This window comes from Pelagibacterium nitratireducens (assembly GCF_037044555.1).
GTDB lineage: Bacteria > Pseudomonadota > Alphaproteobacteria > Rhizobiales > Devosiaceae > Pelagibacterium > Pelagibacterium nitratireducens.
The window spans coordinates 2,386,131-2,410,637 of the sequence record NZ_CP146275.1; the positions used below are offsets into that span (position 1 = coordinate 2,386,131).

The window sequence follows — 24,507 nt, forward strand, 5'->3', positions numbered from 1 at the left end:
TTATGGATCGATGTAACGTTCGATTGGTCTTCCGAAGGCGTTCCGGCGCATTCTGGCCGGACGATACCGGAAGGATAAATCTCATGACGCGGTTTTCCAATCTTATAAGAGCAGTGTTGACGCGCCCGAGCAATCGCCCGGAATATCTGGACATATCGCGGCTCAATGAGCGGATGCGGGCCGATATCGGGCTGGTGCCGATGCCGCAAGCGGAGCAGCGCGGCGCCTTGCGCCAGTCAAGCAACTTCCAGAGCGCGGTCGTGGTATGCAATGGGCTTTCGATAAGCCAGGTATCGCGCAGGCTCGTTTAGGGGTTCGGGGCGTCGACCATATCCCGCACGAATGCAGCGAGCGCTGGACCATCAATGCGCTCGCCATAAAGGCCGAGTTTGGAGCGGCGCCAGAGGATGTCCTGGGCGCTGCGGGCCCATTCATGCTCGACCAGATGGCGCACTTCGGCGCCGGTCAGGCCGCAGCCGAAATCGGGGCCGAGGTCTTGGGGGGTGCGGGCGTCGCCCAGGATGGCGCGGGCGAGCGTGCCATAGGCGCGCGTGAGCCTTTCTGCATCCCGTGCGGCCAGAAACGGGTATTGAGCCCGCAGACCCTCGACTTCGGCTTCAAAGCCGTCGACGGCGAAGCCGCCGCCCGGCAGGGACGAGTGCGCGGTCCAGCGGGGCTTTCGACGCCCCAGAGCGGATTCGATGTGCTCGAGCGCGGATTCGGCGAGGCGGCGGTAGGTGGTCAGCTTGCCGCCGAACACATTGAGCAGCGCGGGCGTACCCTTGCCGCCGGTGTGTTTGAGAACATAGTCTCGCGTGGCTTCCTGAGCCTTGGAGGCGCCGTCATTGTAGAGCGGGCGGACACCGGAATAGGTCCAGACGATATCGTCTTTGTCGATCGGGTCACTGAAGTACTGGTTGGCCGCCTCGAGCAGATAGTCGATTTCGGCCGGGGAAATGTCGACGGATGCCGGATCGCCGTCGAAGTCCTGGTCGGTGGTGCCGATCAGGGTGAAATCGCCCTGATAGGGAATGGAAAAAAAGATGCGGCCATCGGCATTCTGGAAGAAAAAGCAGCGCGGATCGTCGTAGAGCCTGCGCACCACGATGTGGCTGCCTTTGACGAGGCGGACGTCGTGGCTCTCATTGCCGCCGATCAGGCCCGAAAGCACCTCTGATACCCAGGGTCCAGCGGCATTGACCAGCATGCGGGCCCGTGCGGTCCGGGTTTGGCCAGCGTCATTGACGGTGGTGATTTCCCAATGGTCGCCTTCCCGGTGGGCCGATGTCAGGCGTGTGCGGGTGTGAATCTCGGCGCCAAGATCGGCAGCGTCGCGGGCGGTGAGGACGACGAGGCGGGCATCGTCGACCCAGCAATCGGAATATTCGAATGCCTTGGCGTGGCCGGGCTTGAGAACGGCCCCCAGCGGGTCTTTTCGCAGGTTACGGGTGGCGGTGGGCGGCAGGCGCTTGCGGCCGCCTATGTGATCGTAGAGGAACAGCCCAAGCCGCAGGAGCCATGCGGGGCGCAGACCCTTGTGATGGGGCAGGACGAAACGCAGCGGCCAGATGATGTGCGGTGCCATGGCCCAGAGCACTTCGCGTTCCTTTAAGGATTCGCGCACCAGCCGGAATTCGTAATGTTCGAGATAACGCAGGCCGCCGTGTATGAGCTTGGTGGAGGCCGAGGAGGTTCCAGAGGCCAGATCGTTCATTTCGACAAGGCAGACCGAAAAGCCCCGCCCCGCCGCATCGCGCGCGATGCCGCAGCCATTGATGCCACCGCCGACGATAAAGATGTCGAATACCGGGTCGCTCACCCGCGCCTCCAGGAGTTCAGATCAGAGTTCGGGGCCGTCATACACCGGCAAATGTGCCGATTGTGTAACAGGTTGGAATCGGCGGGGGGTCATCCGTCGCGCAGCCAGACGACGTCATCGGGCGTAAGCGCGATATCGAGCGCCTGCAGGCTGTCATCGAGTTCGGCGAGGGTGCGCGGACCGATGAGCGGGACGATCGGGAACGACTGATGCAGGCAATAGGCGAGCGCGACGTGGATGGGCTTTTTGCCCAGCCTGTGCGCCAGCTCGGCGGCGCGGTCACGACGGGCGAAATTGGCGTCTGTGTACCAGGTCTCGACCAGTTCGGGATTTTCCGTCTTGTCGCGCCCGGCCCGGTCGGTGAAAAAGCCCCTGCCCTGGCTCGACCAGGCGAAATTGGTGACCCGGCGGTCCGAGAGCCATTCGCGCCAGGCGTCATCGGACGAGGCGACACAGCCGGGCCAGAGCGGCTTTTGCATTTGGGCCAGCGAGAAATTGTTCGAGAGGGCGCCGGGCGCCGTCTTGCCGGTACGATTGGCGTAGGCGACAGCCTCATCAAAGCGCTCACGGGTCCAGTTGGAACCACCGAACGGACCCCGGATACGTCCGCGCCGGACTTCTGCATCCATGGCGTCGACGAATTCGTCGACCGGAATATCGGTGTTGTCGCGGTGCATGAAATAGACGTCGACATGATCGGTCTTGAGCCTGTCGAGGCTGGTGTCGAGCTGTTTGGCGATCATTTCGGGATAGGTCAGCGGCGAGTGGGCGCCTTTGCCGACCACCACCACATCGTCGCGGATGCCACGCGAGGCCTGCCAGTCACCAAACAAGGTTTCGGTGATACCATTGCCGTATATGAAGGCAGTGTCGAAGGCGTTGCCACCCTTTTCATAAAACGCGTCGAGCAGGATCGCGGCGCTGGAAAAACTGCGGAAATCTTCAAAGCCGATGGTGAGCCTGGAAATCGGTTTGTCCAGGCCGGGGATGGCGATGTGGCCGATCTGGTTGCCACCGATTAGCGCCTCGCCCTTGAGGGTCCTGGTGCGCAGGGCCGGCTTTTCGATCTCGTATTCGAGACCGGCGGCCTGGCGCCATTTGTCGAGGACGCGCAGATTGCCGAGGGTGTCGTCCCAGCTCATGCCGGGGGCGCTGAACTCGGTCTGGCCGGCAAGGATTGCCACACTGGCCGCCTCGGCCTCGAAGGAATAAAGCCATCCGGCTTCTGAGATCTCGATGGGCTCGTGCGTGCCGTCGGGACGGATGATGTCGATCAGGGCGGTGCCGCCCTTATGGCCGGTGGCGAACCAGAAGTCGCGCACCTCGATGCGTCCCTTTGTGCCCAGAATGCGCAGGATATTGTCCTGAGCTAGGGAAACCGAGCAGGAGACTTCGGCCAGGATGCCGCCGGGAAATTTGAGCACCGCTGCAGCCCATTCATCGACGCCGGATTGGCCGAGATGGGCGGCCCCGTGGACACTTTCGGGTTCGAGGAAGGGCTTGCCGTTTGCCGCGCCGGCGATCAGTCGCGCCATGGACACAGGGTAGCAACCGACGTCGAGGATGCCGCCACCGGCCAGATCATTGGCATAGAGGCGATGTTCGGGATCGAAGCGCGGCATGGCAAAGCCAAAGCTCGATTTTATGGCGCGGACCTCGCCGATTTCGCCGGACGCGACAAGATCGATGAGCTTTTGGGTCATGGGATGGACGCGGTACATGAAGGCCTCGCCCATAAAGGTTTTTGCCTTGCGCGCGGCGTGGAACATGGCGTCGGCCTCGAACGCGGTCAGGCCCATGGGTTTTTCGCACAGCACATGCTTGCCCGCCTCGGCCGCCTTGATGGCCCATTGGGCGTGCTGGGGGTGCGGAGTGGCGATATAGATCGCATCGACTTCGGGGTCGGCCAGCAGCGCGTCATAGCCATTGAGAACCCGGGCGCCGGGAAAGTTTTCGGCGTAGTCGGGCTTATCGGGATTGCGCGCGCCCAGCGCCACGAGTTCGCCCGATTGCGCGTGCGCCAGGCCGCCGGCGAAGGCGCGGGCGATGCCGCCCGGACCGAGGATCCCCCACCGGATTTTGTGCTGATTTGACATGGGAAGAATCTTCTTTCTCGAATTGGCCAGTGCCGCACATTGGCATCAAATTGCCTGTGACACCAAGGCACTCCTCGCCACCTTCGATAAATTGACCGCCCCTGGTTTGACGAACGGTTGGGCAGTACCCAAATATAGGCCAACACTTTCACGAAAGGACACATCGTTGACCTACGGCAAAACAAGAGAAGCCGTCGAGCGGCTGACGACCGAGCAGTTTCGGGTAACGCAGGAAAACGGGACGGAACGGCCTTTCACCGGCGAATATGACGAGCATTTCGAGCCCGGAATCTATGTCGATATCGTATCGGGCGAACCGCTTTTCTCGTCGGCGGCCAAGTATAATTCCGGTTGCGGCTGGCCTGCCTTTACCAAACCTATCGTCACAGACAATGTCGCCGAGCTGCGCGACGACAGCCACGGGATGACACGGATCGAAGTGCGTTCAAGCCATGGCGACAGCCATCTCGGTCACGTCTTTCCCGATGGACCCGCCGAGAGCGGTGGGTTGCGCTACTGCATCAACTCGGCCTCGCTCCGCTTCGTTCCCAAGCAGGACATGGAAGCGCAAGGCTATGGCTCATATCTCGATCAGGTGGAGGGATAGATGACTGAACATGCAATTTTAGCCGGTGGATGCTTCTGGGGCATGCAGGATCTGATCCGCAAGATGCCCGGCGTCATCGATACGCGGGTCGGCTATAGTGGCGGGGACGTGCCGAACGCGACCTATCGCAACCACGGCACCCATGCCGAGGCCATCGATATCACGTTCGACCCGAGCCGGATCAGCTATCGCGAACTGCTGGAATTCTTCTTCCAGATTCACGACCCCTCCACCAAGAACCGGCAGGGTAATGATCTGGGAACCAGCTATCGCTCAGCGATCTATTTTACGAGTGAAGCCCAGAAGCAGACCGCGCTGGACACAATCGCCGATGTCGACGCCTCCGGACTGTGGCCGGGCAAGGCGGTAACAGAGGTCGAGCCCGCGGGCGATTTCTGGGAGGCCGAGCCCGAGCACCAGGATTATCTGGAGCGCAATCCGAATGGCTATACGTGCCATTTCCCGCGGCCCAACTGGGTATTGCCCAAACGCGCCGCCGCGCAATAGGGCAGCCGTTCGGCGGCCGGACCGATGGGGTCCGGTCGCCGTTTTTTTATTCCCACTCGATGGTGCCCGGGGGCTTTGAGGTCACGTCGTAGACGACGCGGTTGATGCCCTTGACCTCGTTGATGATCCGGGTCGCGGCGCGGCCGAGGAAATTCATGTCGAAAGCGTAGAAATCGGCGGTCATACCGTCCACCGATGTGACGGCGCGCAGGGCGCAGACGCTTTCATAGGTCCGGCCGTCGCCCATGACGCCAACGGTCTGGACCGGCAGGAGCACGGCGAAGGCCTGCCAGATGGTGTCGTAGAGCCCGGCCTTGCGGATTTCATCAAGATAGATCGCATCGGCCTGGCGCAGGATGTCGAGTTTTTCGCGGCTCACGCCGCCCGGAAGGCGGATGGCAAGGCCCGGTCCGGGGAATGGATGGCGGCCAACGAAATGTTCGGGCAGGCCCAGTTCGCGGCCCAACTTGCGCACTTCGTCCTTGAACAGCTCACGCAACGGTTCGACGAGCTTCATGTTCATGCGCTCGGGCAGCCCACCGACATTGTGATGGCTCTTGATTGTGACCGAGGGACCACCGGTGAACGAGACGGATTCGATGACGTCGGGATAAAGCGTACCCTGGGCGAGAAATTCGACGCCGCCGATCTTGGCGGCTTCCTTTTCGAACGTCTCGATGAACAAGCGGCCAATGATCTTGCGCTTGGCCTCGGGCTCGATGACGCCTTCAAGCTCGCCGATGAATTCATCAGAGGCATCAACGTGGACGAGCGGAATGTTGTACTGATGCCTGAACATCGAGACCACTTCGTCGGCCTCGTTCTTGCGCAACAGTCCGTGGTCGACGAAAATGCAGGTCAACTGGTCGCCGATGGCCTCGTGGATGAGGATGGCGGCCACCGATGAGTCAACGCCGCCCGACAGCCCGCAAATGACCTTCTTGTCGCCCACCTGTTCGCGGATGGCGGCCACGGCCTGTTCGCGATAGGCGGCCATGGTCCAGTTGGCATCGCAGCCGCAAATCTGGTGTACGAAGTTGGCGTACAGCCTGGCGCCATCGGGCGTGTGATAGACCTCGGGGTGGAACTGGACGCCGAAGAATTTGCGCTCCTCATTGGCGATAATGGCAAATGGAGCGCCGGGCGAAGTGCCAACCACCTCGAAACCCTCAGGGATTTCGGAAACCTTGTCGCCGTGGCTCATCCACACCTGATAGGAATGGTCGAGTTCCCAGACGCCATCATAAAGCGAACAGTCCTTTTCGATGCGCACTTCGGCGCGTCCGAATTCGCGGACATAGCCGGGCTCCACGACCCCGCCCAGCGCCACGCAAAGGGCCTGCTGGCCGTAGCAGATGCCAAGAATGGGCACGCCGTAATCGAGCAGCTTTCGATCGACCTGGGGTGCGCCGTCCTCGATCACACTGGCCGGACCACCCGAGAGGATGATGCCCTTGGGTTTGAGCGCTTCGAGCGTGTCAGCGGCGGAGCTGAAGGGGTGGATTTCGCAATAGACCCCGGTTTCGCGCACCCGGCGGGCAATGAGCTGGGTGACCTGGGAACCGAAATCGACGATGAGGATGGTATCGGTGGGCGCGTCGTTCTGCATGGCGAGCCTTTAATTGGAATCGAGCGTTCAGGCAATGGGGAGAGCGACCTGAAACGCGACAATCCCGATGGATGCAAATAATGCAACCCCTTTTGCAACTCACTGCCGGTTTTGGCGTTGATAGGGCAAGCGGCAGCACACGGCAAACGGGCCGGAACGCCGAGAGAAAACGGGTTCTGCGCGGTCCCCCAAAGCGTCCCACTCCGCGCAATCCCGGTCAAAAGGCCAGTTGCGGTCCCATGCCCTCAGGCCTTTTGCAGCCACCCCGGATGTCCCTCGCATCCGGGGTGGTTTATTTGTGCGCCGCTTCGGGCCGGCGAACCGAATCCCGGACAATGAAAATCCGCGCATTGGGGGAAATGCGCGGATTCTCTCGTCAACGAGTGGCCTTTTGATCGCTACAGCCGCTTAGAAGACGAAGACCGTCAGGCTTGAGGACTGGCGGGTGACGCCAAGCACGCGGCCCGCGTCGTAGTTCGACCGGCTCAGAGAGGCTGCGACAAGCGGATCAGAGCGCACAAGTCCCTGCAGCTGCTGATATTTTCCGCTGCCCTCGAAGTAATCGGCAACAAATTCGCGGATATCGGGGCAGACCCGCAGCGCCTGAATCTGGATGTTGCTGGCGTTGTCCCAACCCGACAGGGTCGATTGCTCAAACATCTGGATCAGGGTGTAGGGATCGACGCCCATGCAGCTGGGGTCATTGGTGGCGAAGCGGCTGCCGTTGTTGTTGTTGTTGTTGTTACCGCCGCCGTTGACACCGCCGTTTCCGCCGTTGCCACCATTGCCGCCGTTTCCACCATTGCCGCCGTTGCCGCCGTTTCCACCATTACCGCCGTTTCCACCATTGCCGCCGATACCGACATCAACGTCGAGGATGTCGTCGCCGCCGACGCCGACATTGGCAGTCACATTGTCATCGAGGAGACCGGCATCAACGTCGAGTCCACGGCCATTGCCGGCGCTGACGTTGGCGTTCACCAGATTCCGCTCCTCGCCGCCGACATTGGCGTCGAGGACATTGCCGTCACCACCACCAACACCAACATTGACAAGCCCGTTGTCACCGGATTCGCCTCGGCCAATCGTAATGAGAGACTCGCTGTCCTTGTCTCCAATGATCCCCAGCAACGATCCGGCCTGGACGCTGGGCGCCATTGCCAAAGTCATTACGAGGGAAATTGAGACTCCAGTAAGAAATTTACGCATATCTTGCCTCCATATACGCCCGACAGCAGTTCATTGGGCCGAGCTTTAAAAACTGAACGAATCCAGTATTGCTCAACGTTGAGGACGACGTTTGCTCGTAGTTGATATGGGTGGCAATTTTTACCTGACTTTAACGTGAGGTTTACCCTACTCAACTGCATATAGTAGCGTTGTTTCTCCGTTTCCGGCCGTATCGTACAGCTCGATGGCGGGATCTTCGGTTACTGCCATGGATCGCCGGTAAAACAGGCTGTCGCCGACATCGACATAGCTTTGGCGGCGATCGTATGATTGGGCGGGAAAGCGGTATCCGGCATATTCGCGCTCACGGCTGAGAATGAGGTGCAATCCATCGGGCGCTTCGCGCATATCGACGGCATCGACGCGATTGACGACCACACAGCAATCGTAGCGCACGAGACCGTCCGGATCGGCGCGCCAGTCATTGTAGATCAGCCCTACCCGCTGCAGGGGATCGGAGTAGCGGGCGATGACATCACCGAACCGCATCAGGAAATCGTCCCAGAAGCCATCGATGTCCTCTGAATAGCCCCGATAGCGCTTGGCCAGAAGCAGGAGCGGCATGCCGTCGTCCACCTGGACGAATTGAGCGTGTTTGATCGGGGCAACCGCCGTCCGCTCGCGCCCGTAAGCGGCCCTGTAGCGCCCTGGAAGAATCCCGAAAAATCGGTCGAACACGCGCGTGAACGCGGCCTGGCTCGCATAGCCCACGGCATATCCGATACGGCCGATCGGTTCGCGCGACCATTGCAGCCGCAGAGCCGCCGCATGCATGCTCACCCGCCGACGATACGCACCGGGAGGCTCTCCCACGGCGATGGCGAATGTGCGGTGAAGGTGATGGTGAGAAATATCGAGTTGGCGCGCTATGGCGCGGATGTATTCGACAGCGCCGTCATCGATGCCCGATTCTATCGACCTGACGGCCTTCTCGACCAGAAATTGTGTTTCGATTCCCTGCAACATACGCCAAAGATGCTCAACCTTGAGCAGGGCGTTTGTCCGCAGTTGATATGGGGCGCTATTTTTAACCCACGTTAATGTGAGATTCACTACTCAACTGCATAGAGCAGCGTCGTTTTTCCGGATCCGGCTTCGTCGTAAAGCTCGATTGCGGGGTCTTCGGTGACCGCGAGGGAGCGGCGGTAAAACAGATTGTCGCCGACATCGACATAGGCCTGACGGCGGTCGTAGGCTCCCGCCTCGAAGCGATATCCGGCGTATTCGCGCTCCCGGCTGAGCACGAGATGCAGTCCGGCCGGCGGATTTCGCATATCCATGGCCTCCACGTCGCTGACAACCACGCAGCAATCATATCGAACACGGTTGTCGGGATCGGCCCGCCAATCGTTGTAGATCAATCCCACCCGGCGCAATGGCCTGGAGTGCCGGTCGATCACCGCGCCGAAACGGGTGAGAAAATCATCCCAAAAACTATCGATATGTTCGGCATGGCCTCGATAACGCTTGGCGAGCAGCAACAGGGGCACACCGTCATCGACACGAATGAACTGGCCGCTCTGGACCGGGGGCACCGCAAGGCGCTCCCTGCCGTAAGATGTTCTGTAGCGGCCCGGAAGGATGCCGAAAAACCTTTCAAACACCCGGGTCAGGGCTGCCTGGCTCGCATAGCCCACAGCATAGCCGATGCGACCGATCGGCTCGTGGGACCATTGCAGCCGGAGGGCGACGGCATGCATGCTTATGCGCCTCCGGTAAGCACCGGGAGGTTCGCCGACCGCCGCCGCAAACGTGCGATGGAGGTGATGGTGCGAAATGTTGAGTTGGTGCGCGATGGCGCGGACATAGTCGACCGCGCCGTTCTCGATGCCAGACTCTATGGACCTGACAGCCTTCTCAACTAGAAATTGTGTTTGGGTTCCTGGCAACATCCCGAAAGGATGCCGCTATCAAATTTGACTATTGATAAGTTCGGCAGGGCAGTTTTATTCAAATTTTATATTGAATTTTACTTTGTATAAGTCATACGCTCAGGAATAGTACTTACGTATTCAGCACGATGAGCGAAGCGTTCAATAAAGTTGCAAAACCGACCCACGCGGCATAAGGCACGAAAAGGAGCGCCGAAGCCCTATCTCGGGTCCATCTGTTAACGATAAAGGCGATGATCGCGGCGAGCATCGGTATTATAATCGCCATGGCCAGCCACAGGTTTTCGGCCGCGAAAAACGCAGGCGACCACACCCAGTTCAGGAGCATCTGGCCAACCCACAGGCCCATGCCGACACTCAGCGGTGCGGCGAGAAATGTGCGCCATCCAGCTATGGCGATCATGACGTAAAGCGCAAACCAGACCGGGCCAAATACCCAGTTGGGCGGATTGAAGACGGGCTTTTCCAGCCCTGCATACCAGGCGCCCGGAGCGGTCTGGGTTCCGATGAGGGCTCCCACGCCGATGACGACGACAAGAAAGACCGCCAACGCAATGAGCGCGCGCGGTTTTTTGACGTCGATCGATGTTGATGCATGTGTCATGCCTGCATAAACGGGGCCCAATCCGATTTAGTTTCACCCGGACGGAATTTTACGCCGTTCAGAGATTGCAATCTCGGTCGAGATCCATGGAAATCGACTGCTCCGTGCCGTCTGCACCGGCAAAGGAGATCAGGACGCCGCGCTCGTCGGAGGTCCAGTTCACATCGAGCGATCCGAAGGTTGGCTCGGTGGCCTCGATATCGAGACCGCAGCGTATCTGGATCGGCTCACCCTGCAGCCCCGGCATCTCGATAATGGCCTGATGGGTGCAGCCTCCGCGCTCGCAGGTCTCGATCAGATAGAGATCGACCTGGCCGGAGGGCGACACGAAATCGTAGCGGATGTCGTCAGCCGATCCCGAGACCAGGAACAGGGCAGCAATGCCAACTATGGCCAAGGCGGCGAGCAGCAGGGCAGACCCGAAGACAATCACGATCCACCGGCTTGCCATGGCCCCTACCCCCTCTTGAGCACCGCGCAGAAAAAGCCGTCAGTGTCGGTCGCGGCAGGGGTGAGTGTAACCGTGTTTGGGTTCGTGCTCAAAGGTTTCGGCGCATCGGGGAAAAGCGTGTCCCAGCGCTCGGAGACCGGAACCGGGGCAAAACCGTCGTGGCGCGCGAGAAATGCTGCAATCTGATCGTCGTTTTCCTGCGGCAGGATCGAACAGGTTATGTAAACGAGTTCGCCACCCGGTTTGAGAAAGCGCACGGCCTCATCGAGCACCTGGACCTGATCGACCATGCGCGCTTCGCGTTGGGCCGGCGTGAGCTTCCACTTGGTGTCAGGACGACGCCGCCACGTCCCCGTGCCCGTACAGGGGGCATCGATGACCACGCGGTCCATCTTGCCCACCAGATCGTCCAGCGCTCCCGGATCGGGATTACGCACCTGCGCGTTGCGCACGCCATTGCGCTTCAGGCGCTCATGAATCGGGGCGAGCCGTGTGCGCTGGGTATCATAGGCAAAGATCTGCCCGGTGTTGCCCATGGCGGCGGCAAGAGCGAGCGTTTTGCCGCCTGCCCCGGCGCACAGATCGAGCACCTGCTCGCCCATCTTGGCGCCGGCCAGCAATGTCACGACCTGGCTGCCTTCGTCCTGAATTTCGAACCAGCCCTTCTGATAGCCCTCGTCGGCCTGAACGTTGGCAGTGCGCGCATCGTTAGGACCGGAGGGCAGACGCAGTCCGTCGGGCGCAATGGCGGTGGGTTGAGGTGCGAAGCGGGACAGGGATTTTTCCACCCGGGTACGCTCGGATCTGAGCCGGTTGACGCGCATGTCGAGCGGTGGGCGGGTGGTCATGCCCCTGCCCTGTTCGGCCCAATCGCTGCCAAAATTACGGGCGAGCGGCTCAGCCAGCCACTCGGGCACATCGGCATTGATGTGATCGGGCGCATCGGCAAAAGCTGAATCGGATGAAAGCTTTAGAGCCTCGGTCTCGGAAATCGATTCCGGCGCGAACTTGTCAGCGCTAAAGTCCTGATTGAGGACGTTAATGTCCTGATTCCAGTCGTTGACCGCAACCGAAAGAATCAGCGCGCGCGGGGTATCCTGACCCATGCGCCAGGCATGGCTGGCCCGCTTGCGCAGCGCATCGTAAACCAGGTTGCCAATGGCGGCGCGATCGCCCGCCCCTGCAAAACGGTGGTCGAGCGCCCAGCCCTTGAGGGCTTCGGAAGCGGGCCGCTTGCGCGCTTCCATATCGGCGAGCACTTCGATGGCGGCGGCCATTCGTCCGGGAAGACGCATCAGTTGGCCTCGCCAAACGAACAGACATTGACGCGAACACCGGAGATATCAACGAAGTCGAACCACCGCATTGACGGCTGTTGATGAATCTCGGTGACTTCCCTGCCATCCGCGATCAGTGCGTTTCGGAGCGCCTCAGGATCAGGGCTGAAGAGATTGAAGGCAACATAAGGATTGCTGATCGTATCGACCGGAATCAGCGTCAAAGCGGTTGCCTTTGCCTCCCCCTCGTCAAACCGCAAGCCGATGTAACCGCCCGAGCGGAAAATCTCGGTCATTGAAAACATGCGCGCATACCATTTGGCAGCACTGTCGGTATCCAGAGCCGGAACGAAAATAGTATCGATACGCGTTGCCAGAGCCATAGGTCAGACCGTTTGAAATGCGAGGACGAGACGCACAAGGATCGCAATCCAAAGTGCAATGAGAATACAGAACCCCACGACATAGGCGGAAAATCGCCGATAGACATGGTTGGAGGTGACATGGATCGTCGCATGGACGATGCGGCTGCCAACGAACGCCCAGGCCAAGACCACTTCAGGCCAACCCGCGCCAAGATAGAGCGTGATCGCGATGCCGATGGCAAACAGCACCGGAAGCTGGAACTGGTTATTGAAGGCATTGGACGCCTTCTGGGCATCTTCAGGCCAGGGGCTGGTGTCGAGCGCGATGTCACGCACGGCGATCTTTTTGTCCGCGACCAGCGGCAGCCGCCGCCGGCCGAGGATGAACAACAAGAATATCGTCAGCGCACCCTGCGTCCACAGCGCAAGCAGGATCAGCAGGATGGCCAGACTCATGGGGCTACTTTCCGCGATAGTTGGGGCTCTCGCGGGTGATCGTCACGTCATGGACGTGGCTTTCGCCCAGTGCTGCGGAGCTTATCTTGACGAACGTCGCTTCGCGCCGGAACGTTTCGAGATCTTTCGAGCCGGTATAGCCCATGGCGGCGCGCAAGCCGCCGGCAAGCTGATGCAAGACGGCACCGGCCTGGCCCTTGTAGGGCACGGCGCCTTCGATCCCTTCGGGCACCAGCTTCATCTGATCGCTGACTTCCTGCTGGAAATAGCGATCGGCCGAACCACGCGCCATGGCGCCGACCGAGCCCATGCCGCGATAGGATTTATAAGAGCGCCCCTGGTAGAGATAGACTTCGCCGGGGCTTTCGTCGGTGCCGGCAAGGAGCGAGCCGACCATGGCAACCGATGCGCCACCGGCCAGCGCCTTGGCCAGATCGCCCGAAAACTTGATGCCGCCATCGGCGATGACCGGAACGCCCTGCTTGTCGGCCTCTTCGGCACAGCCCATGACCGCGGCAAGCTGGGGCACGCCCACACCGGCTACGATGCGGGTGGTGCAGATCGAGCCGGGGCCGATGCCGACCTTGATCGAATCCGCGCCGGCATCGATCAGGGCTTTGGTGGCCTCGGCCGTGGCGACATTGCCGGCGACGATGCGGGTGGAATTGGATTGGCGCTTGACGCGTTCGACGGCCTCGGCGACGCGGACCGAATGGCCGTGGGCGGTATCGATGACCAGAAGATCGACGCCAGCATCGATCAGCGCCATGGAGCGCTCGAACCCCTGATCGCCCGTGGTCGAGGCTGCGGCAACCCGGAGCCGGCCGTGGGCGTCCTTGATTGCGGAGGGGTGAAGCTGGGCCTTTTCCATATCCTTGACCGTGATCAACCCGATGCAGTTGTTGTGCTCGTCGACAACCAGCAGCTTTTCGATGCGGTGCTGATGGAGAAGCCGCTTGGCTTCTTCCTGACTTACGCCCTCGCGCACCGTGATGAGCTGATCGCGGGTCATGAGATCGGAGATCTTGTGGCGGTCGTTTGAGGCGAAGCGCACGTCGCGGTTGGTGAGGATACCCACCAGCTTGCCGTTGTTGCGCCCGCCGGTGCCGCCATTGGCGACCACGGGGATGCCGGAAATCTTGTAGCGGTCCATGAGTGCATAGGCATCGGCCAGAGTCGCATCGGGGCCGATGGTAATGGGATTGACCACCATGCCGGATTCGAAATGCTTGACCTGCTTGACCTGTTCGGCCTGCTGCTCGGGGGTGAGGTTGCGATGGATGACGCCCATGCCACCGGCCTGTGCCATGGCAATGGCCATATTGGCCTCGGTGACCGTATCCATGGCCGAGGAGAGGATCGGCAGATTGAGCGCTATGTCCTTTGTGACATAGCTCCTGATGTCGACGTCTGTGGGCAGCACGTCCGAACGGGCGGGCTGGAGCAGCACGTCGTCAAATGTCAGTGCGGAATCACCAGTGATGGAGGAAATAATCTTCGCCAAGGCCAGCCCCTTTCGTGCCCTTCATCGTAGAACGGATGAATGTCGATGGTTTAGCGTGACGCGTCGTCGGCTTTATGACCGATCCGTCCCGTCCGCATTGTCCGCTTGGCCGATGCGGGAGGTAGACTCGCACCGGCTTTGGGTTGGCGAGGGTCATTAACACCGAGCGGAGGGTTTGGGAAGTGGGGGAAGCGGTTCTATCTCGCTTCGCCTCGGGACAAGTGTTAATCTCGACACTTCAATTTGAGGGCATGGACATGATCTTCCTCTTTTCTCTGGTACTTGGCATTGTGGCGGGGCTGCGGGCGATGACGCCTGCTGCCGCGCTGAGTTGGGCGGCCTTTCTGGGGTGGATCGATCTTTCGGCCACGCCGTTCGCCTTTCTGGGGCACCCGCTTGCCGTTGCGATCTTCACGCTGGCGGCGCTGGGAGAACTTGTGACCGACCAATTGCCGCAGACCCCGAGCCGCAAGGTGCCTGTTCAGTTCGGCGCCCGGATCGTCATGGGCGCTCTGGCCGGCGGCGTGCTGGGGCTGCCATCGGGCATGTGGATCGGCGGAGCGATTGCCGGGGTCGTCGGTGCTATCATCGGCACGCTGGGCGGTTATGAAGCCCGCAAGCGCCTCGTGGCATCCAATGGCGGCAATGACCGGCCGATCGCGCTGCTCGAGGACGCGATTGCAGTGATTCTGGCACTTCTCGTCGTGTGGCTGGCGGCATGACGGAGCGGTTCGACGCCATTGTCGTCGGAGCGGGTCAGGCGGGGCCCTCGCTTGCCGCGCGTTTGGCCGGCCAGGGCCAGAAGGTTGCACTGATCGAGCGCAAGCTTTTGGGCGGGACCTGCGTCAATACCGGTTGCACACCGACCAAAACGATGGTGGCAAGCGCCTATGTCGCCCACATGGCCCGCCGGGCTGCCGATTACGGAGTGACGCTTTCTGGCCCCGTTTCCATCGATATGGCGGCGGTGATGGGCCGCAAGGACGGGATCGTCCAAGCATCCCGCTCGGGGCTGAACGATTGGCTGACCGGAACAGAAAACCTCACGCTTATCGAGGGCCATGCCCGCTTTATCGCCGACCACACGATTGCGGTCGGCGAGCGCACGTTGGAGGCACCGCGCATTTTTCTCAATGTCGGCGGGCGGGCGGTCATCCCCGACTATCCGGGAATCGATGATATCGACATCCTGACCAACAGCTCCATTCTCGCATTGGCCGAGGTTCCGCGCCACCTCGTGGTTGTGGGCGGGGGCTATATCGGGCTGGAATTTGCGCAGATGTTTGCCCGGTTCGGCAGCAAGGTGACCGTTGTCGAGCGCGGCGACCGGCTGCTCAAACGCGAGGATGAAGACGCCTCGCAGACCGTCGCCGAGATTCTGAGAGCAGAGGGCATCGACATCAGGCTCAATGCCGATTGTATCGCGTTCTCGCGGTCCGAGGACGGCCCGGTCGTCAAGGTCGACTGTACGGCGGGTGCCCCGGAAATTACCGGTTCGCATGTGCTCGTGGCGATCGGGCGCCAGCCCAACACCGACGATCTCGGGCTCGACAAGACCGGCATCGCAACCAATGATCGCGGCTATATCATCACCAATGAACGCCTTGAGACCTCGGTCGAGGGTATCTGGGCGGTGGGCGATTGCAACGGACGGGGCGCCTTCACCCACACGGCCTACAATGATTACGAGATCGTGGCAGACAATCTCGAAGGAGCGGATCGTTCGGTCGAAATGCGGACCGACGCTTATGCGCTTTACACCGACCCGCCGCTGGGACGGGCCGGCCTGACTGTTGCCGAGGCCAAAAAACGCGACCATCGGGTGCTTGTCGGCCAGCGTCCCATGACGCGTGTCGCGCGTGCCAAGGAAAAAGGCGAAAGCGTCGGCTACATGAAGGTCGTCGTCGATGCCGACAGCAACAGGATCATCGGCGGGGCGATTTTCGGCGTCGGGGGCGATGAAGCCATCCATGTTCTGCTCGATGCCATCCAGTGCGGCATGGCCTATGCCGATCTGAAAAACACCATGCACATTCACCCGACGGTCAGCGAGCTTATCCCGACGATTCTGGGGGAACTGAAGGAGGCTTAGAGCCGTTCAGGATTTGATTGACTCAAATCCTTGGCTCTAAACCCTTGTTTTGTCGCGTGTCCGAACCGCAAAACCGTTTCCATACCCGATCGCGTCGAGGACGTGCTTTTGCTGAATCTAGCTGCCCTGCCGACCGCACCGGCCCTGATCCGTATGCTATGCAGCAATATCTGAAATCGCCCGGTCGGGATGTGACAGCGTAATGGTCGGCGACTTGAACCCCATCGCAATCCAGGCTCCGAGCAGCCGGGCGTAAAATCTTGCAGTCTGGAGCCTGCCTGCGGGAATGGCGTCGTCGAGCGGAGGCAGACCCTCGCGATCGGAAACGACAGTCCGCAAATCGGCTGGTGGCAGTGCGCCATCCGGCCACAGGCTGCCGTAGAGGCTAAGCCAGTGACCATTCTGGAATTCCAGGAAAATCGGCGTATTGCAGCATGAGGCGACGACACGACGGGTCGGGGAGTCCGGCTTGATGCGGTAGGCGGCCAGCACGTCCAGTCCTTTTGAAAACGTCACCCGGTCCTTGCGGTAGAGGACAAAATGGGTACCCCCGTTCTGACCGATCATTGGACGGGCCAGCGGCAGCTCGGCGAGAGCTTCACCTGCCGTGCGGCAGCTTGTGCAATGGCATTCCGTGGCAATGAACGGGCCCTGGTGCAGTGTCAGCGCAGCTTTGCCGCACCCACAGCTTATCTCGGTGGTCTCGGACATATCGAACCTCCCTATTGTGCGCCGGAGGCCTCTTCCATGTTCATCCAGACCGGCTCGAAGATATTGCCATCGGGATCTTCGAATGCACGGCCATACATGAAGCCCAAGTCCTGGGGCTCGCGGATGTCGGCTTTGCCGCCCGCCTTGCCGGCCGCTTCGGTAATCGCATCGACCGCCTCACGGCTGTCACAGGACAGCGCGATCAACGCGCCGGCCGCGGCATGGGCGTCGGCGATCGGCCTGGTCGTGAAGGTGGAGAAATAGTCGTGCGTGAGCAACATGAAGGTGATCGCATCCGACCACATCATCGAAGAGACTTCATCGCTGGAGAAGTCGGCATTTTTGGTGCAGCCGATCGCCTCGTAAAAGCTTGTGGCCGCTGCAAGATCCCGAACCGGCAGGTTCACGAAAATCATCTTGGTCATTGTGTCGTCCTCAATTGTTCCCGAAGCGCATCTGCGCCCTCAGGGTTAAGACGGACCAGCTTCGCCGATCCCGACACGGGGGTATAGATTTTTTTGCGCAGGCGCGGGCTATTCGCGGATATCCTGATAGTCGACCGTCGCCGGCTTGCCGCGAAACGTCATGGAAAAGAAGTTCTTGGCATAGACCAGACCGGTCCGGATGATGCCTTCCTTCTCGATCCTGCGGCCCGACGTGTTCATGCGCAGCTTGTGAGTCCATTTGACCGGACCGATCTTGGAGAGCCGCACGGCAACGTCGGTGTCCTCGCCGTAGAAGGTGATGGAGCGGTCATAGCCACCGGTCTGTTCCCAGGCCTCGCGGCGGAAAACGAAATTGCCGCCGTGGATCACCGAGCCGACGCGCAGGATGAACCGACTCAGGATGTAAGTGCAGTAGGTGAAGGCGTAGAACACCTCGACCAGGGCCAGTTGGCTGCGCTTGAGGTCGTAGTAGTGATAGGGACCGGACACGCAGACGAGCTTGGGATGGGCTTCGAATTCGTCAAAAACCGTGGTCAGCCAGCCTTCCGGGACCATGGTATCGGCGTCGATATTGGCGACCAGGTCATAGCCTTCCGAGGCGACGAAACCGGCGTGACGGGCATGCACGAGGCCCTTGTTGGTTTCCTTGACGACCCGCACACCGGCATAGCTCGCGGCGATCTCGCCGGTCCGGTCAGTGGAGGCGTTGTCGACAACGACTACGTCGGCGGGGTGTCCGCTGCGCTTGATTTCGGCCATCACCGCGTCGAGGCACTGACCGATCATTGCCTCTTCATTGTAGGCGGGGATTACAAAAACGAGCCGCATGGAGCCTCTCGGGAATTGGTGCGAAGTTGCCCGATAAACGGGGAACACCGCCACTTGTCAACGCGATAAAAGCTCTTTTAAGGCGTATGCGCAGCCAGCACGGCCCCCATTTGCACAAAAAACGTCCGGTGTGGCACCTGGGCCAGCCCAATTGCCGCGGGCTGTTCAGAGCGCGAAAATATCCGCATCGGGATCGATTCGACCTGTGAGGGCCGTGGAGACCCGTTCGGTTGGTTTTTTCAGCGGGCGTGGCGTCCCGTCTGCCAGACCGGCTCGCCGGTGCGCAGATCGAGCGTCCGCTTCAAGCGGCTTCCCGCGCCTTCTCGCGCGTGGTCCAACCGTCTCCCAGCCACTCGCGCACCGTTATTGTGATTTCCTGCCCATCGATATCGATGAGGTTGTAGGCGTTGGGTTCTCCCCGCAGCCGGGTCGATGTCGTCGAGGCGGCCTGGGCGACCAGGATATGGCCTTCACTGCTTTCGCGCGGCCCGCTGGGAACGGCCGCGCGCACCTCGCCCGCATGGGCATGGCGGCGAACATAGGACATGTGAAAATGGCCCGAGAGCACCAGCCGCACACCAATGCGCGAGAAGACCTTCAGAGCCCTGTCGGCGCGGCGCACCCTGTTCTGGTGCCGCGCCATGGGCTCTTCGGGGTGCAGCAGGGGATGATGGGCGATCACGATCTTGACGGTGTCGGCCGGCACCTCGGCAAATCGGGTCTCAAGACGTTGGAGCTGCGTCTTGCTGATCGCACCATCGGACCAGTTGAGCGAATGAAAATTGGCGCGCCGGGACGTCTTGAGCCCGGCCAGCGCAACGCCGTCGCGATGCAGAAACGGTTCGAGTTCGTTGTCGATATACCGGCGGTAGTGGCCGTAAGGGTTCACGAAGCGCTTGATGAGATTGCGCTCGGGGACATCGTGATTGCCGGGAACCGAGATAAAGGGGGCGGGCAACCGATCGAGAAAGTCGCGAGCGCGGGCAAACTCTGAGGCTGTGCCGATCTGGGTGAAATCTCCCGAGACAACAATGAGCTCTGGCTTCTGGGCCGCAATTTCAGCGGCCATCGAGGCAACGACGCTGTCGTCGTGATGACCGAAATGCAGGTCGGAGAGGTGGACAAGTCGCATCAGGCGGGCTGCCCCGTGGCTCCTGGCTGCGCGACTGCTTCGGCCTGTTCGTCGGCCATCTCTTCCTTGATGGCCCGGAGCGGCGCCAGAACCGAGAGGGCGCGGGGGTAGATCTTGAATTCCAAGGGGGCCTCCATGGATTGCACTTCTCCGTCTATCATCAGCTGAAGCCTTGGCTTTTTGGTGCGTATGGTTACCGAACGGGCCGTCGATATATCAAGCGCTTCATAGTCGCGCCAATGGCCGGCCAGCATTCCGGTGGCGAGCCTGAACACATCGCCGATCCGGAGGTGACGCAGGACATAGATGGTGAGCAGCCCTGTATCGAGTTTATCGCGATGGAAAAACCGCCCCAGCCCTTCATCATAGGCGTTGGTGGCCACAGCGATGGCCTGTACGCGTTCAATTCTGGACTGGCCGTCGCCGGTTGCGATTTCCAGCGCCAGCCGACGGGCCCGCGAAATGCGACGGTAGAAATAGCGCATGAAGCCGATCTTGGCACCCATGCCCTGCCCCCGGATGTATTCCCGACCGGCTGCGAGCTCGGGAATGACGCCGATGACGGCCTTGTGCAGGAAAATCGTGCCGTTGACTTCCGAAACGTCGATGGCAAGCGGTTCCACATCGCGCAAAGCCTCTATCGCCTCGTCCAGATCAAGGGGCATGCCCAGGTCGCGCGCCAGCAGGTTGGCCGTGCCGAGCGGCAGGATGGCCAGGTTCTTGTCGGAATGAATAATCGCGGTGGCAAGGGCCGTCACCGTGCCGTCACCTCCGGCGGCAATGATCGTATCGGCATCACTTTCGATCGCGTTGCGGATGCGATCGGACAGTTCGGTCTGAGGATCGGCGTCAATGGTGACCTCCAACCCGTGTGCGGCGAACATCGCCCGAAGCGTGTCGGACGTCACCCCCAGCGCCTGAACGGTACCGGAGTTTACATTGAGGACGAGATGGAAGCGACGTTGAGTCATTGTGCCTGCCCGATCGGAGAAACCCGCTGCGTCAACGCGCGGGAGCGGTGAAAGGTTCGCCTGGTGGAATTTATCCTTTCTACGCATTGTCACGCTCAGCCTTAGCGGCAATGATGCGGCCAACAAGAAAAATATCCAGCCCCGGTCCGGTTTATTGTCCCGTCTGATCCCGCTCATCCTGGCGGTCGCCCTGTTCATGGAAAACATGGACGCGACAGTCATCGCCACCTCGCTGCCAGCCATTGCGGCCGATATCGGCACGACGCCGGTCGCTCTGAAACTGGCGTTCACCGCCTATTTCGTGGCCCTGGCCATCTTCATTCCGATCAGCGCGTGGCTGGCCGACAAGTTCGGCGCCAAGACGGTTTTCCGTGCGGCAATTTTGGTGTTTATCGCGGGATCGATCGCCTGCGCCTTTTCCGGATCGTTGCCTGAATTCATCATCGCGCGATTCCTCAAAGGCATGGGCGGGGCGATGATGAGCCCGCTTGCCCGCCTCATCCTGTTGCGTACCACCGAGCGCAAGGACCTGGTCAACGCCATGGCGTGGCTGACCATTCCGGCCCTGATCGGCCCGACGCTCGGCCCCCCGGTCGGCGGGTTCCTGACCACGTTTTTGTCCTGGCACTGGATCTTCATCATCAACGTGCCGATCGGGCTGGCCGGTGTGATTCTCATTACCAAGTATCTGCCCCATGTGGAATCGGCCACCCAACGGCCCATGGATTTTCCCGGTTTCTTTCTTTCGGCCATCGCCTTTTCCGGGATCGTTTTCGGGCTCTCCCTGCTTTCGATGCCCGTGCTGCCGCTTTGGGTTGCTCTGGTTTCCACGGCCGTTGGCATCGCCGCGGCCGTCATCTACGTGCCATACGCGCTGCGGATCGAGCATCCGCTGCTTGACCCACGACTTTTCGTGCATCCGTCCTACAGGGCGGTCATTGCCGGCACGTCGCTGTTTCTGATCGGCGCGGGGGCAACCCCTTTTCTGCTGCCGCTCATGCTGCAGGTCGGTTTCGGCTATACCCCATTCGAATCGGGAATGATCACGTTTGTCGGCGCCATCGGTGCCCTGTGCATGAAATTCATCGCCAAGCCGATTTATCAGCGCATCGGGTTTCGCACCGCCCTTATGACAGCCGGTGTGCTGTCTGCGCTGGGGCTGGCCATCAAGGGCACTTTCGTACCCCAGACCCCGATCATAGTGATGATGGTGGTGATTTTTGTCGTGGGCATTGTTCGCTCGCTCTATTTTACCGGCCAGAATGCGCTGGCCTTTGCCGATATCGACGAGGACGAGGCCGGGCCGGCAACCGCCATTCATGCCGTCATGCGCCCGATCGCAACGGCGCTTGCTGTCGCCACAGCCGGCGGTGTGCTGGAGGTTTCAAGCCATCTGCGCGGCCAGCCGCTGGGCGTTGACGATTTTCACACGGCCTTTTTTGTGATCGCCGCCATATCGCTTCTTGCCATCGTGCCCTATCTGCGGCTCGAGAAGGAAGCGGGCAGCGACATTTCCGGGCAGCGCACGGCAATCCAGCGTCAGGCGGCGCTGGAAAAGGCGGAACAGCAAGGCTACCAGGGCCGTTCGCCGCGCTTTTAGAGCCGTCCAGGATTTGATTGAATCAAATTCTTGGCTCTAAGCCTTTGTTTTTGTCGCGTGTCCGAACCGCAAAACCGTTTCCATCCCCAATCGCGTCGAGGACATGCTTTTGCTGGACACGCTCTAAGCCTCAGTCCTGCCGCTGCCCCTTGAAGCCCCGGGCAATCAGATAGGTTTCCGCCGATTCCGACCGGCTCGCGGGGGGCTTGGCGTGGAACGTGGTGGCAAAATTGCGCTTTAGCATGGCCAGAAGCTCGTGCTCGGTGCCGCCCTGGAACACCTTGGCGACAAATGTGCCGCCCGGCGCCAACACATCGAGCGCGTAGTCGGCGGCTATTTCGACGAGTGCAATGATCCGCAGATGGTCGGTCGGCTTGTGGCCCGTTGTCGGTGCCGCCATGTCCGAAAGGACGATATCGGCCTTGTGCCCGCCCAGAAGGTCGAACAGGGCCTGAGGCGCGTCCTCGTCGGTAAAATCCTTTTGCAGCAGCGCGGCGCCTGTCACGGGGTCCATTTCGAGATAGTCGATGCCGACCACGCTGGGGTTTTCGGGATCCGATTTGACCGCCTTGACCGCCACCTGACACCAGCCTCCGGGCGCCGCCCCCAGATCGACCACCCGCATGCCGGGTTTCAGCAACTCGTATTTTTCGTCGAGTTCGAGCAGCTTGTAGGCCGAACGCGCCCGCCAGCCCTCTGCGCGGGCCTTGGCCACATATGGGTCGTTGAGCTGGCGTTGCAGCCACCGTGTGGATGAGGTGGTGCGCTTCTTGGCTGTCTTGACGCGGGTCTTGAGATCGCGGTCACCGCGACGGCCTGCGCCCTTGCCGGTCGGCTTATTTGGCATTGCTGGCTCCCCTGCGCCTGCGTCCGGGCCGGCCGCGCATCCAGACGCGATCCTCCGACATCATTGAAATCAGGATGCCCTCGCGCAACCCGCGATCGGCAACCCGTATGCGCTGGCACGGCCATTCGCGCCGGATTGCCTCAAAAATGGCGCAGCCGGGAATGACCAGATCGGCGCGTTCCTTGCCGATGCAGGGATTGGATGTGCGCTTGTCGTAGCTCATGGCCAGCAACACACGCATCGTGGCATCAACATCGTCGGCATGCATCCAGAGCCCGTCGACCTTGGAGCGTTCGTAGCGTTCAAGGCCGAGATAAAGCCCGGCGAGCGTGGTGACCGTGCCCGACGTGCCCAGAAAATGCACCGGATGGCTGGCCAGCATGCCGCGCAGTTTTTCGCGGCCGCGAAAATGGCGAAGCTGGTCGGTGACGTGATTGACCATGGCCTCGAAGATTTCCGGCGTCACATCGACACCACCGAATTTTTCGGCAATCGAAACAACGCCCACGGGCAAGGACTGCCATGAGCGAATGGACGCCGCCGTCTTGCCCTGATTGCGCGGGCGCCCGCCGCGGAAATCGAGCCAGGCAAGTTCGGACGACCCGCCGCCAATATCGAACAGGATGGCGCCGGGCGCATCGGTTTCAATCAGATCGGCGCAGCCGGTTACGGCCAGTTCGGCCTCGGTTTTGCGATCGACCACTTCGAAGGTCATCCCGAGTTCGCGCTTGACGCGGGCGAGGAATGCCGCCGAATTTGTGGCCGAACGGCACGCTTCGGTGGCAATTATACGCGCCCTCACACCATCATGCTGGGCAAGCTTGCTCTTGCAGATCCTGAGCGCTTCAATCGTTCGGTCCATGGCGGCTTCCGAGAGCCGCCCGGTCTGGCTCAGCCCCTCGCCCAGCCGCACAATGCGCGAAAACCCGTCAAGGACGCGGAATCCGTTTTCCGTCGGGCGGGCGATCAAGAGGCGACAATTGTTGGTTCCCAGATCCAGCGCCGCATAAGTGGGCGCGCGCTTTTTGCGTTGCCCTGCGGATTTGGGTTGGGACGTCCACCGCGTTGCCCGCTTGGCGCCCGGTTGCGCCTTGGCGTCTTCGCGTTCGTGCCGGACAGGCTCATTGGCGCGCTCGCGCAGAGACGCAGGAGCCGCCGACACGGCGGTGGACCGACTTGAATCGGTCAACTCGGTTCTCCGTACCGCCCGGTCGCCGGTTGGAGCACAAGGCAGGCAATTGGCCCGCAATGGCTCGAAGGAAAGGCGCCCGAGGCAGATCATTTCAGTTTCGGATCAACGGTAGTCCATCATGGCCGTCAACGCAACGATTGCCGCATTCCACCTCGTTCGTGCCGATGTGCCCAGATATCGCCATAAAACTCCAGTTTATGCCCGCATCACGGGAGAGCGCCCCAAGTGAGCGTGGCCGCGCGCAGCGTCGCGATGTAATGAGCCCGCCAGC

Annotated in this window: 25 protein-coding genes; 6 read left to right on the forward strand and 19 right to left on the reverse strand. The window is 60.9% G+C overall.

The window, feature by feature from the left end; translation table 11 throughout:
- Positions 1 to 83 precede the first annotated feature (83 nt).
- A complete protein-coding gene (locus V6617_RS11870) occupies positions 84 to 311 on the forward strand; it encodes a hypothetical protein (protein WP_338607173.1) in 228 nt (75 codons plus the stop codon).
- Here the strand turns inward: V6617_RS11870 and glpD are convergent.
- Together glpD and V6617_RS11880 are read right to left on the reverse strand one after the other, a co-directional pair.
- Positions 308 to 1,819, reverse strand: a complete 1,512-nt coding sequence (gene glpD / locus V6617_RS11875) for a glycerol-3-phosphate dehydrogenase (RefSeq protein ID WP_338607174.1) — start codon at positions 1,817 to 1,819, stop codon at positions 308 to 310. The two genes, V6617_RS11870 and glpD, sit on opposite strands and share 4 nt — an antisense overlap.
- 89 nt (positions 1,820 to 1,908) lie before the next feature.
- Positions 1,909 to 3,915 carry an aldo/keto reductase gene (locus tag V6617_RS11880; RefSeq protein ID WP_338607175.1) on the reverse strand — a complete coding sequence of 669 codons (2,007 nt, stop codon included), beginning with the start codon at positions 3,913 to 3,915 and terminating at the stop codon, positions 1,909 to 1,911.
- A gap of 166 nt (positions 3,916 to 4,081) precedes the next feature.
- Between V6617_RS11880 and msrB the strand changes: the two genes are divergently transcribed.
- Together msrB and msrA are read left to right on the forward strand one after the other, a co-directional pair.
- A complete protein-coding gene (gene msrB, locus V6617_RS11885; RefSeq protein ID WP_338607176.1) occupies positions 4,082 to 4,522 on the forward strand; it encodes a peptide-methionine (R)-S-oxide reductase MsrB in 441 nt (146 codons plus the stop codon).
- Positions 4,523 to 5,029, forward strand: a complete 507-nt coding sequence (gene msrA, locus V6617_RS11890) for a peptide-methionine (S)-S-oxide reductase MsrA (RefSeq protein WP_338607177.1) — start codon at positions 4,523 to 4,525, stop codon at positions 5,027 to 5,029.
- A 46-nt stretch (positions 5,030 to 5,075) separates the two neighbouring features.
- Here the strand turns inward: msrA and guaA are convergent, their stop codons facing one another.
- From guaA to guaB, 10 genes are all read right to left on the reverse strand, one after another.
- Positions 5,076 to 6,638 (reverse strand): glutamine-hydrolyzing GMP synthase, encoded by a 1,563-nt coding sequence (gene guaA / locus V6617_RS11895; protein WP_338607178.1) that lies wholly within the window; start codon positions 6,636 to 6,638, stop codon positions 5,076 to 5,078.
- Positions 6,639 to 7,046: 408 nt separating this feature from the next.
- On the reverse strand, positions 7,047 to 7,847 hold the full coding sequence (locus V6617_RS11900) for a hypothetical protein (RefSeq protein ID WP_338607179.1): 801 nt from the start codon (positions 7,845 to 7,847) through the stop codon (positions 7,047 to 7,049).
- A gap of 147 nt (positions 7,848 to 7,994) precedes the next feature.
- Positions 7,995 to 8,834, reverse strand: a complete 840-nt coding sequence (locus V6617_RS11905) for a helix-turn-helix domain-containing protein (RefSeq protein WP_338607180.1) — start codon at positions 8,832 to 8,834, stop codon at positions 7,995 to 7,997.
- Positions 8,835 to 8,920: 86 nt separating this feature from the next.
- On the reverse strand, positions 8,921 to 9,664 hold the full coding sequence (locus V6617_RS11910) for a helix-turn-helix domain-containing protein (RefSeq protein WP_338610708.1): 744 nt from the start codon (positions 9,662 to 9,664) through the stop codon (positions 8,921 to 8,923).
- 208 nt (positions 9,665 to 9,872) lie between these two features.
- A complete protein-coding gene (locus V6617_RS11915) occupies positions 9,873 to 10,364 on the reverse strand; it encodes a TspO/MBR family protein (protein WP_338607181.1) in 492 nt (163 codons plus the stop codon).
- A 58-nt stretch (positions 10,365 to 10,422) separates the two neighbouring features.
- Positions 10,423 to 10,815 (reverse strand): hypothetical protein, encoded by a 393-nt coding sequence (locus tag V6617_RS11920; RefSeq protein ID WP_338607182.1) that lies wholly within the window; start codon positions 10,813 to 10,815, stop codon positions 10,423 to 10,425.
- A gap of 5 nt (positions 10,816 to 10,820) precedes the next feature.
- A complete protein-coding gene (locus V6617_RS11925) occupies positions 10,821 to 12,110 on the reverse strand; it encodes an RsmB/NOP family class I SAM-dependent RNA methyltransferase (RefSeq protein ID WP_338607183.1) in 1,290 nt (429 codons plus the stop codon).
- Positions 12,110 to 12,475 carry a hypothetical protein gene (locus V6617_RS11930; RefSeq protein WP_338607184.1) on the reverse strand — a complete coding sequence of 122 codons (366 nt, stop codon included), beginning with the start codon at positions 12,473 to 12,475 and terminating at the stop codon, positions 12,110 to 12,112. Before V6617_RS11930 ends, V6617_RS11925 begins: the two co-directional genes overlap by 1 nt.
- Positions 12,476 to 12,478: 3 nt before the next feature.
- On the reverse strand, positions 12,479 to 12,913 hold the full coding sequence (locus V6617_RS11935) for an MAPEG family protein (RefSeq protein WP_338607185.1): 435 nt from the start codon (positions 12,911 to 12,913) through the stop codon (positions 12,479 to 12,481).
- Positions 12,914 to 12,917: 4 nt separating this feature from the next.
- Positions 12,918 to 14,417, reverse strand: coding sequence for an IMP dehydrogenase (gene guaB / locus V6617_RS11940; RefSeq protein ID WP_338607186.1), 1,500 nt, complete (start codon positions 14,415 to 14,417; stop codon positions 12,918 to 12,920).
- Positions 14,418 to 14,674: 257 nt separating this feature from the next.
- Between guaB and V6617_RS11945 the strand changes: the two genes are divergently transcribed.
- Positions 14,675 to 15,139: a DUF4126 family protein gene (locus tag V6617_RS11945; protein ID WP_338607187.1), complete on the forward strand. Its 465-nt coding sequence runs from the start codon at positions 14,675 to 14,677 to the stop codon at positions 15,137 to 15,139.
- Positions 15,136 to 16,509 (forward strand): FAD-containing oxidoreductase, encoded by a 1,374-nt coding sequence (locus V6617_RS11950; RefSeq protein WP_338607188.1) that lies wholly within the window; start codon positions 15,136 to 15,138, stop codon positions 16,507 to 16,509. The genes V6617_RS11945 and V6617_RS11950 overlap by 4 nt, the downstream gene beginning before the upstream one ends.
- A 156-nt stretch (positions 16,510 to 16,665) precedes the next feature.
- On the opposite strand, the gene V6617_RS11955 is transcribed toward V6617_RS11950, so the two are convergent.
- The 5 genes from V6617_RS11955 to V6617_RS11975 form a co-directional block, all read right to left on the reverse strand.
- Positions 16,666 to 17,220, reverse strand: coding sequence for a hypothetical protein (locus V6617_RS11955; RefSeq protein WP_338607189.1), 555 nt, complete (start codon positions 17,218 to 17,220; stop codon positions 16,666 to 16,668).
- Between the two features lie 11 nt (positions 17,221 to 17,231).
- Positions 17,232 to 17,645: a VOC family protein gene (locus V6617_RS11960; protein WP_338607190.1), complete on the reverse strand. Its 414-nt coding sequence runs from the start codon at positions 17,643 to 17,645 to the stop codon at positions 17,232 to 17,234.
- A 108-nt stretch (positions 17,646 to 17,753) separates the two neighbouring features.
- A complete protein-coding gene (locus V6617_RS11965) occupies positions 17,754 to 18,494 on the reverse strand; it encodes a glycosyltransferase family 2 protein (protein WP_338607191.1) in 741 nt (246 codons plus the stop codon).
- Positions 18,495 to 18,795: 301 nt separating this feature from the next.
- Positions 18,796 to 19,626, reverse strand: a complete 831-nt coding sequence (locus V6617_RS11970; protein WP_338607192.1) for a metallophosphoesterase — start codon at positions 19,624 to 19,626, stop codon at positions 18,796 to 18,798.
- Positions 19,626 to 20,597: a diacylglycerol/lipid kinase family protein gene (locus V6617_RS11975; RefSeq protein WP_338607193.1), complete on the reverse strand. Its 972-nt coding sequence runs from the start codon at positions 20,595 to 20,597 to the stop codon at positions 19,626 to 19,628. The genes V6617_RS11970 and V6617_RS11975 overlap by 1 nt, the downstream gene beginning before the upstream one ends.
- Before the next feature lie 154 nt (positions 20,598 to 20,751).
- Between V6617_RS11975 and V6617_RS11980 the strand changes: the two genes are divergently transcribed.
- Complete coding sequence (locus V6617_RS11980) at positions 20,752 to 22,197, forward strand: MFS transporter (protein ID WP_338607194.1); 1,446 nt, start codon at positions 20,752 to 20,754, stop codon at positions 22,195 to 22,197.
- Positions 22,198 to 22,327: 130 nt separating this feature from the next.
- Here the strand turns inward: V6617_RS11980 and V6617_RS11985 are convergent, their stop codons facing one another.
- Positions 22,328 to 23,044, reverse strand: coding sequence for an RlmE family RNA methyltransferase (locus V6617_RS11985; RefSeq protein ID WP_338607195.1), 717 nt, complete (start codon positions 23,042 to 23,044; stop codon positions 22,328 to 22,330).
- Positions 23,034 to 24,233: a Ppx/GppA phosphatase family protein gene (locus V6617_RS11990; RefSeq protein WP_338607196.1), complete on the reverse strand. Its 1,200-nt coding sequence runs from the start codon at positions 24,231 to 24,233 to the stop codon at positions 23,034 to 23,036. The genes V6617_RS11985 and V6617_RS11990 overlap by 11 nt, the downstream gene beginning before the upstream one ends.
- Between the last annotated feature and the right edge of the window lie 274 nt (positions 24,234 to 24,507).

Coding starts and splice junctions, on each gene's coding strand:
- V6617_RS11870 (WP_338607173.1), top strand. CDS start 84: ATGACGCGGTTTTCCAATCTTATAAGAGCAGTGTTGACGCGCCCGAGC.
- V6617_RS11880 (WP_338607175.1), bottom strand. CDS start 3,915: ATGTCAAATCAGCACAAAATCCGGTGGGGGATCCTCGGTCCGGGCGGC.
- msrA (WP_338607177.1), top strand. CDS start 4,523: ATGACTGAACATGCAATTTTAGCCGGTGGATGCTTCTGGGGCATGCAG.
- guaA (WP_338607178.1), bottom strand. CDS start 6,638: ATGCAGAACGACGCGCCCACCGATACCATCCTCATCGTCGATTTCGGT.
- V6617_RS11900 (WP_338607179.1), bottom strand. CDS start 7,847: ATGCGTAAATTTCTTACTGGAGTCTCAATTTCCCTCGTAATGACTTTG.
- V6617_RS11905 (WP_338607180.1), bottom strand. CDS start 8,834: ATGTTGCAGGGAATCGAAACACAATTTCTGGTCGAGAAGGCCGTCAGG.
- V6617_RS11915 (WP_338607181.1), bottom strand. CDS start 10,364: ATGACACATGCATCAACATCGATCGACGTCAAAAAACCGCGCGCGCTC.
- V6617_RS11920 (WP_338607182.1), bottom strand. CDS start 10,815: ATGGCAAGCCGGTGGATCGTGATTGTCTTCGGGTCTGCCCTGCTGCTC.
- V6617_RS11925 (WP_338607183.1), bottom strand. CDS start 12,110: ATGCGTCTTCCCGGACGAATGGCCGCCGCCATCGAAGTGCTCGCCGAT.
- V6617_RS11930 (WP_338607184.1), bottom strand. CDS start 12,475: ATGGCTCTGGCAACGCGTATCGATACTATTTTCGTTCCGGCTCTGGAT.
- V6617_RS11935 (WP_338607185.1), bottom strand. CDS start 12,913: ATGAGTCTGGCCATCCTGCTGATCCTGCTTGCGCTGTGGACGCAGGGT.
- V6617_RS11945 (WP_338607187.1), top strand. CDS start 14,675: ATGATCTTCCTCTTTTCTCTGGTACTTGGCATTGTGGCGGGGCTGCGG.
- V6617_RS11950 (WP_338607188.1), top strand. CDS start 15,136: ATGACGGAGCGGTTCGACGCCATTGTCGTCGGAGCGGGTCAGGCGGGG.
- V6617_RS11955 (WP_338607189.1), bottom strand. CDS start 17,220: ATGTCCGAGACCACCGAGATAAGCTGTGGGTGCGGCAAAGCTGCGCTG.
- V6617_RS11960 (WP_338607190.1), bottom strand. CDS start 17,645: ATGACCAAGATGATTTTCGTGAACCTGCCGGTTCGGGATCTTGCAGCG.
- V6617_RS11965 (WP_338607191.1), bottom strand. CDS start 18,494: ATGCGGCTCGTTTTTGTAATCCCCGCCTACAATGAAGAGGCAATGATC.
- V6617_RS11970 (WP_338607192.1), bottom strand. CDS start 19,626: ATGCGACTTGTCCACCTCTCCGACCTGCATTTCGGTCATCACGACGAC.
- V6617_RS11975 (WP_338607193.1), bottom strand. CDS start 20,597: ATGACTCAACGTCGCTTCCATCTCGTCCTCAATGTAAACTCCGGTACC.
- V6617_RS11985 (WP_338607195.1), bottom strand. CDS start 23,044: ATGCCAAATAAGCCGACCGGCAAGGGCGCAGGCCGTCGCGGTGACCGC.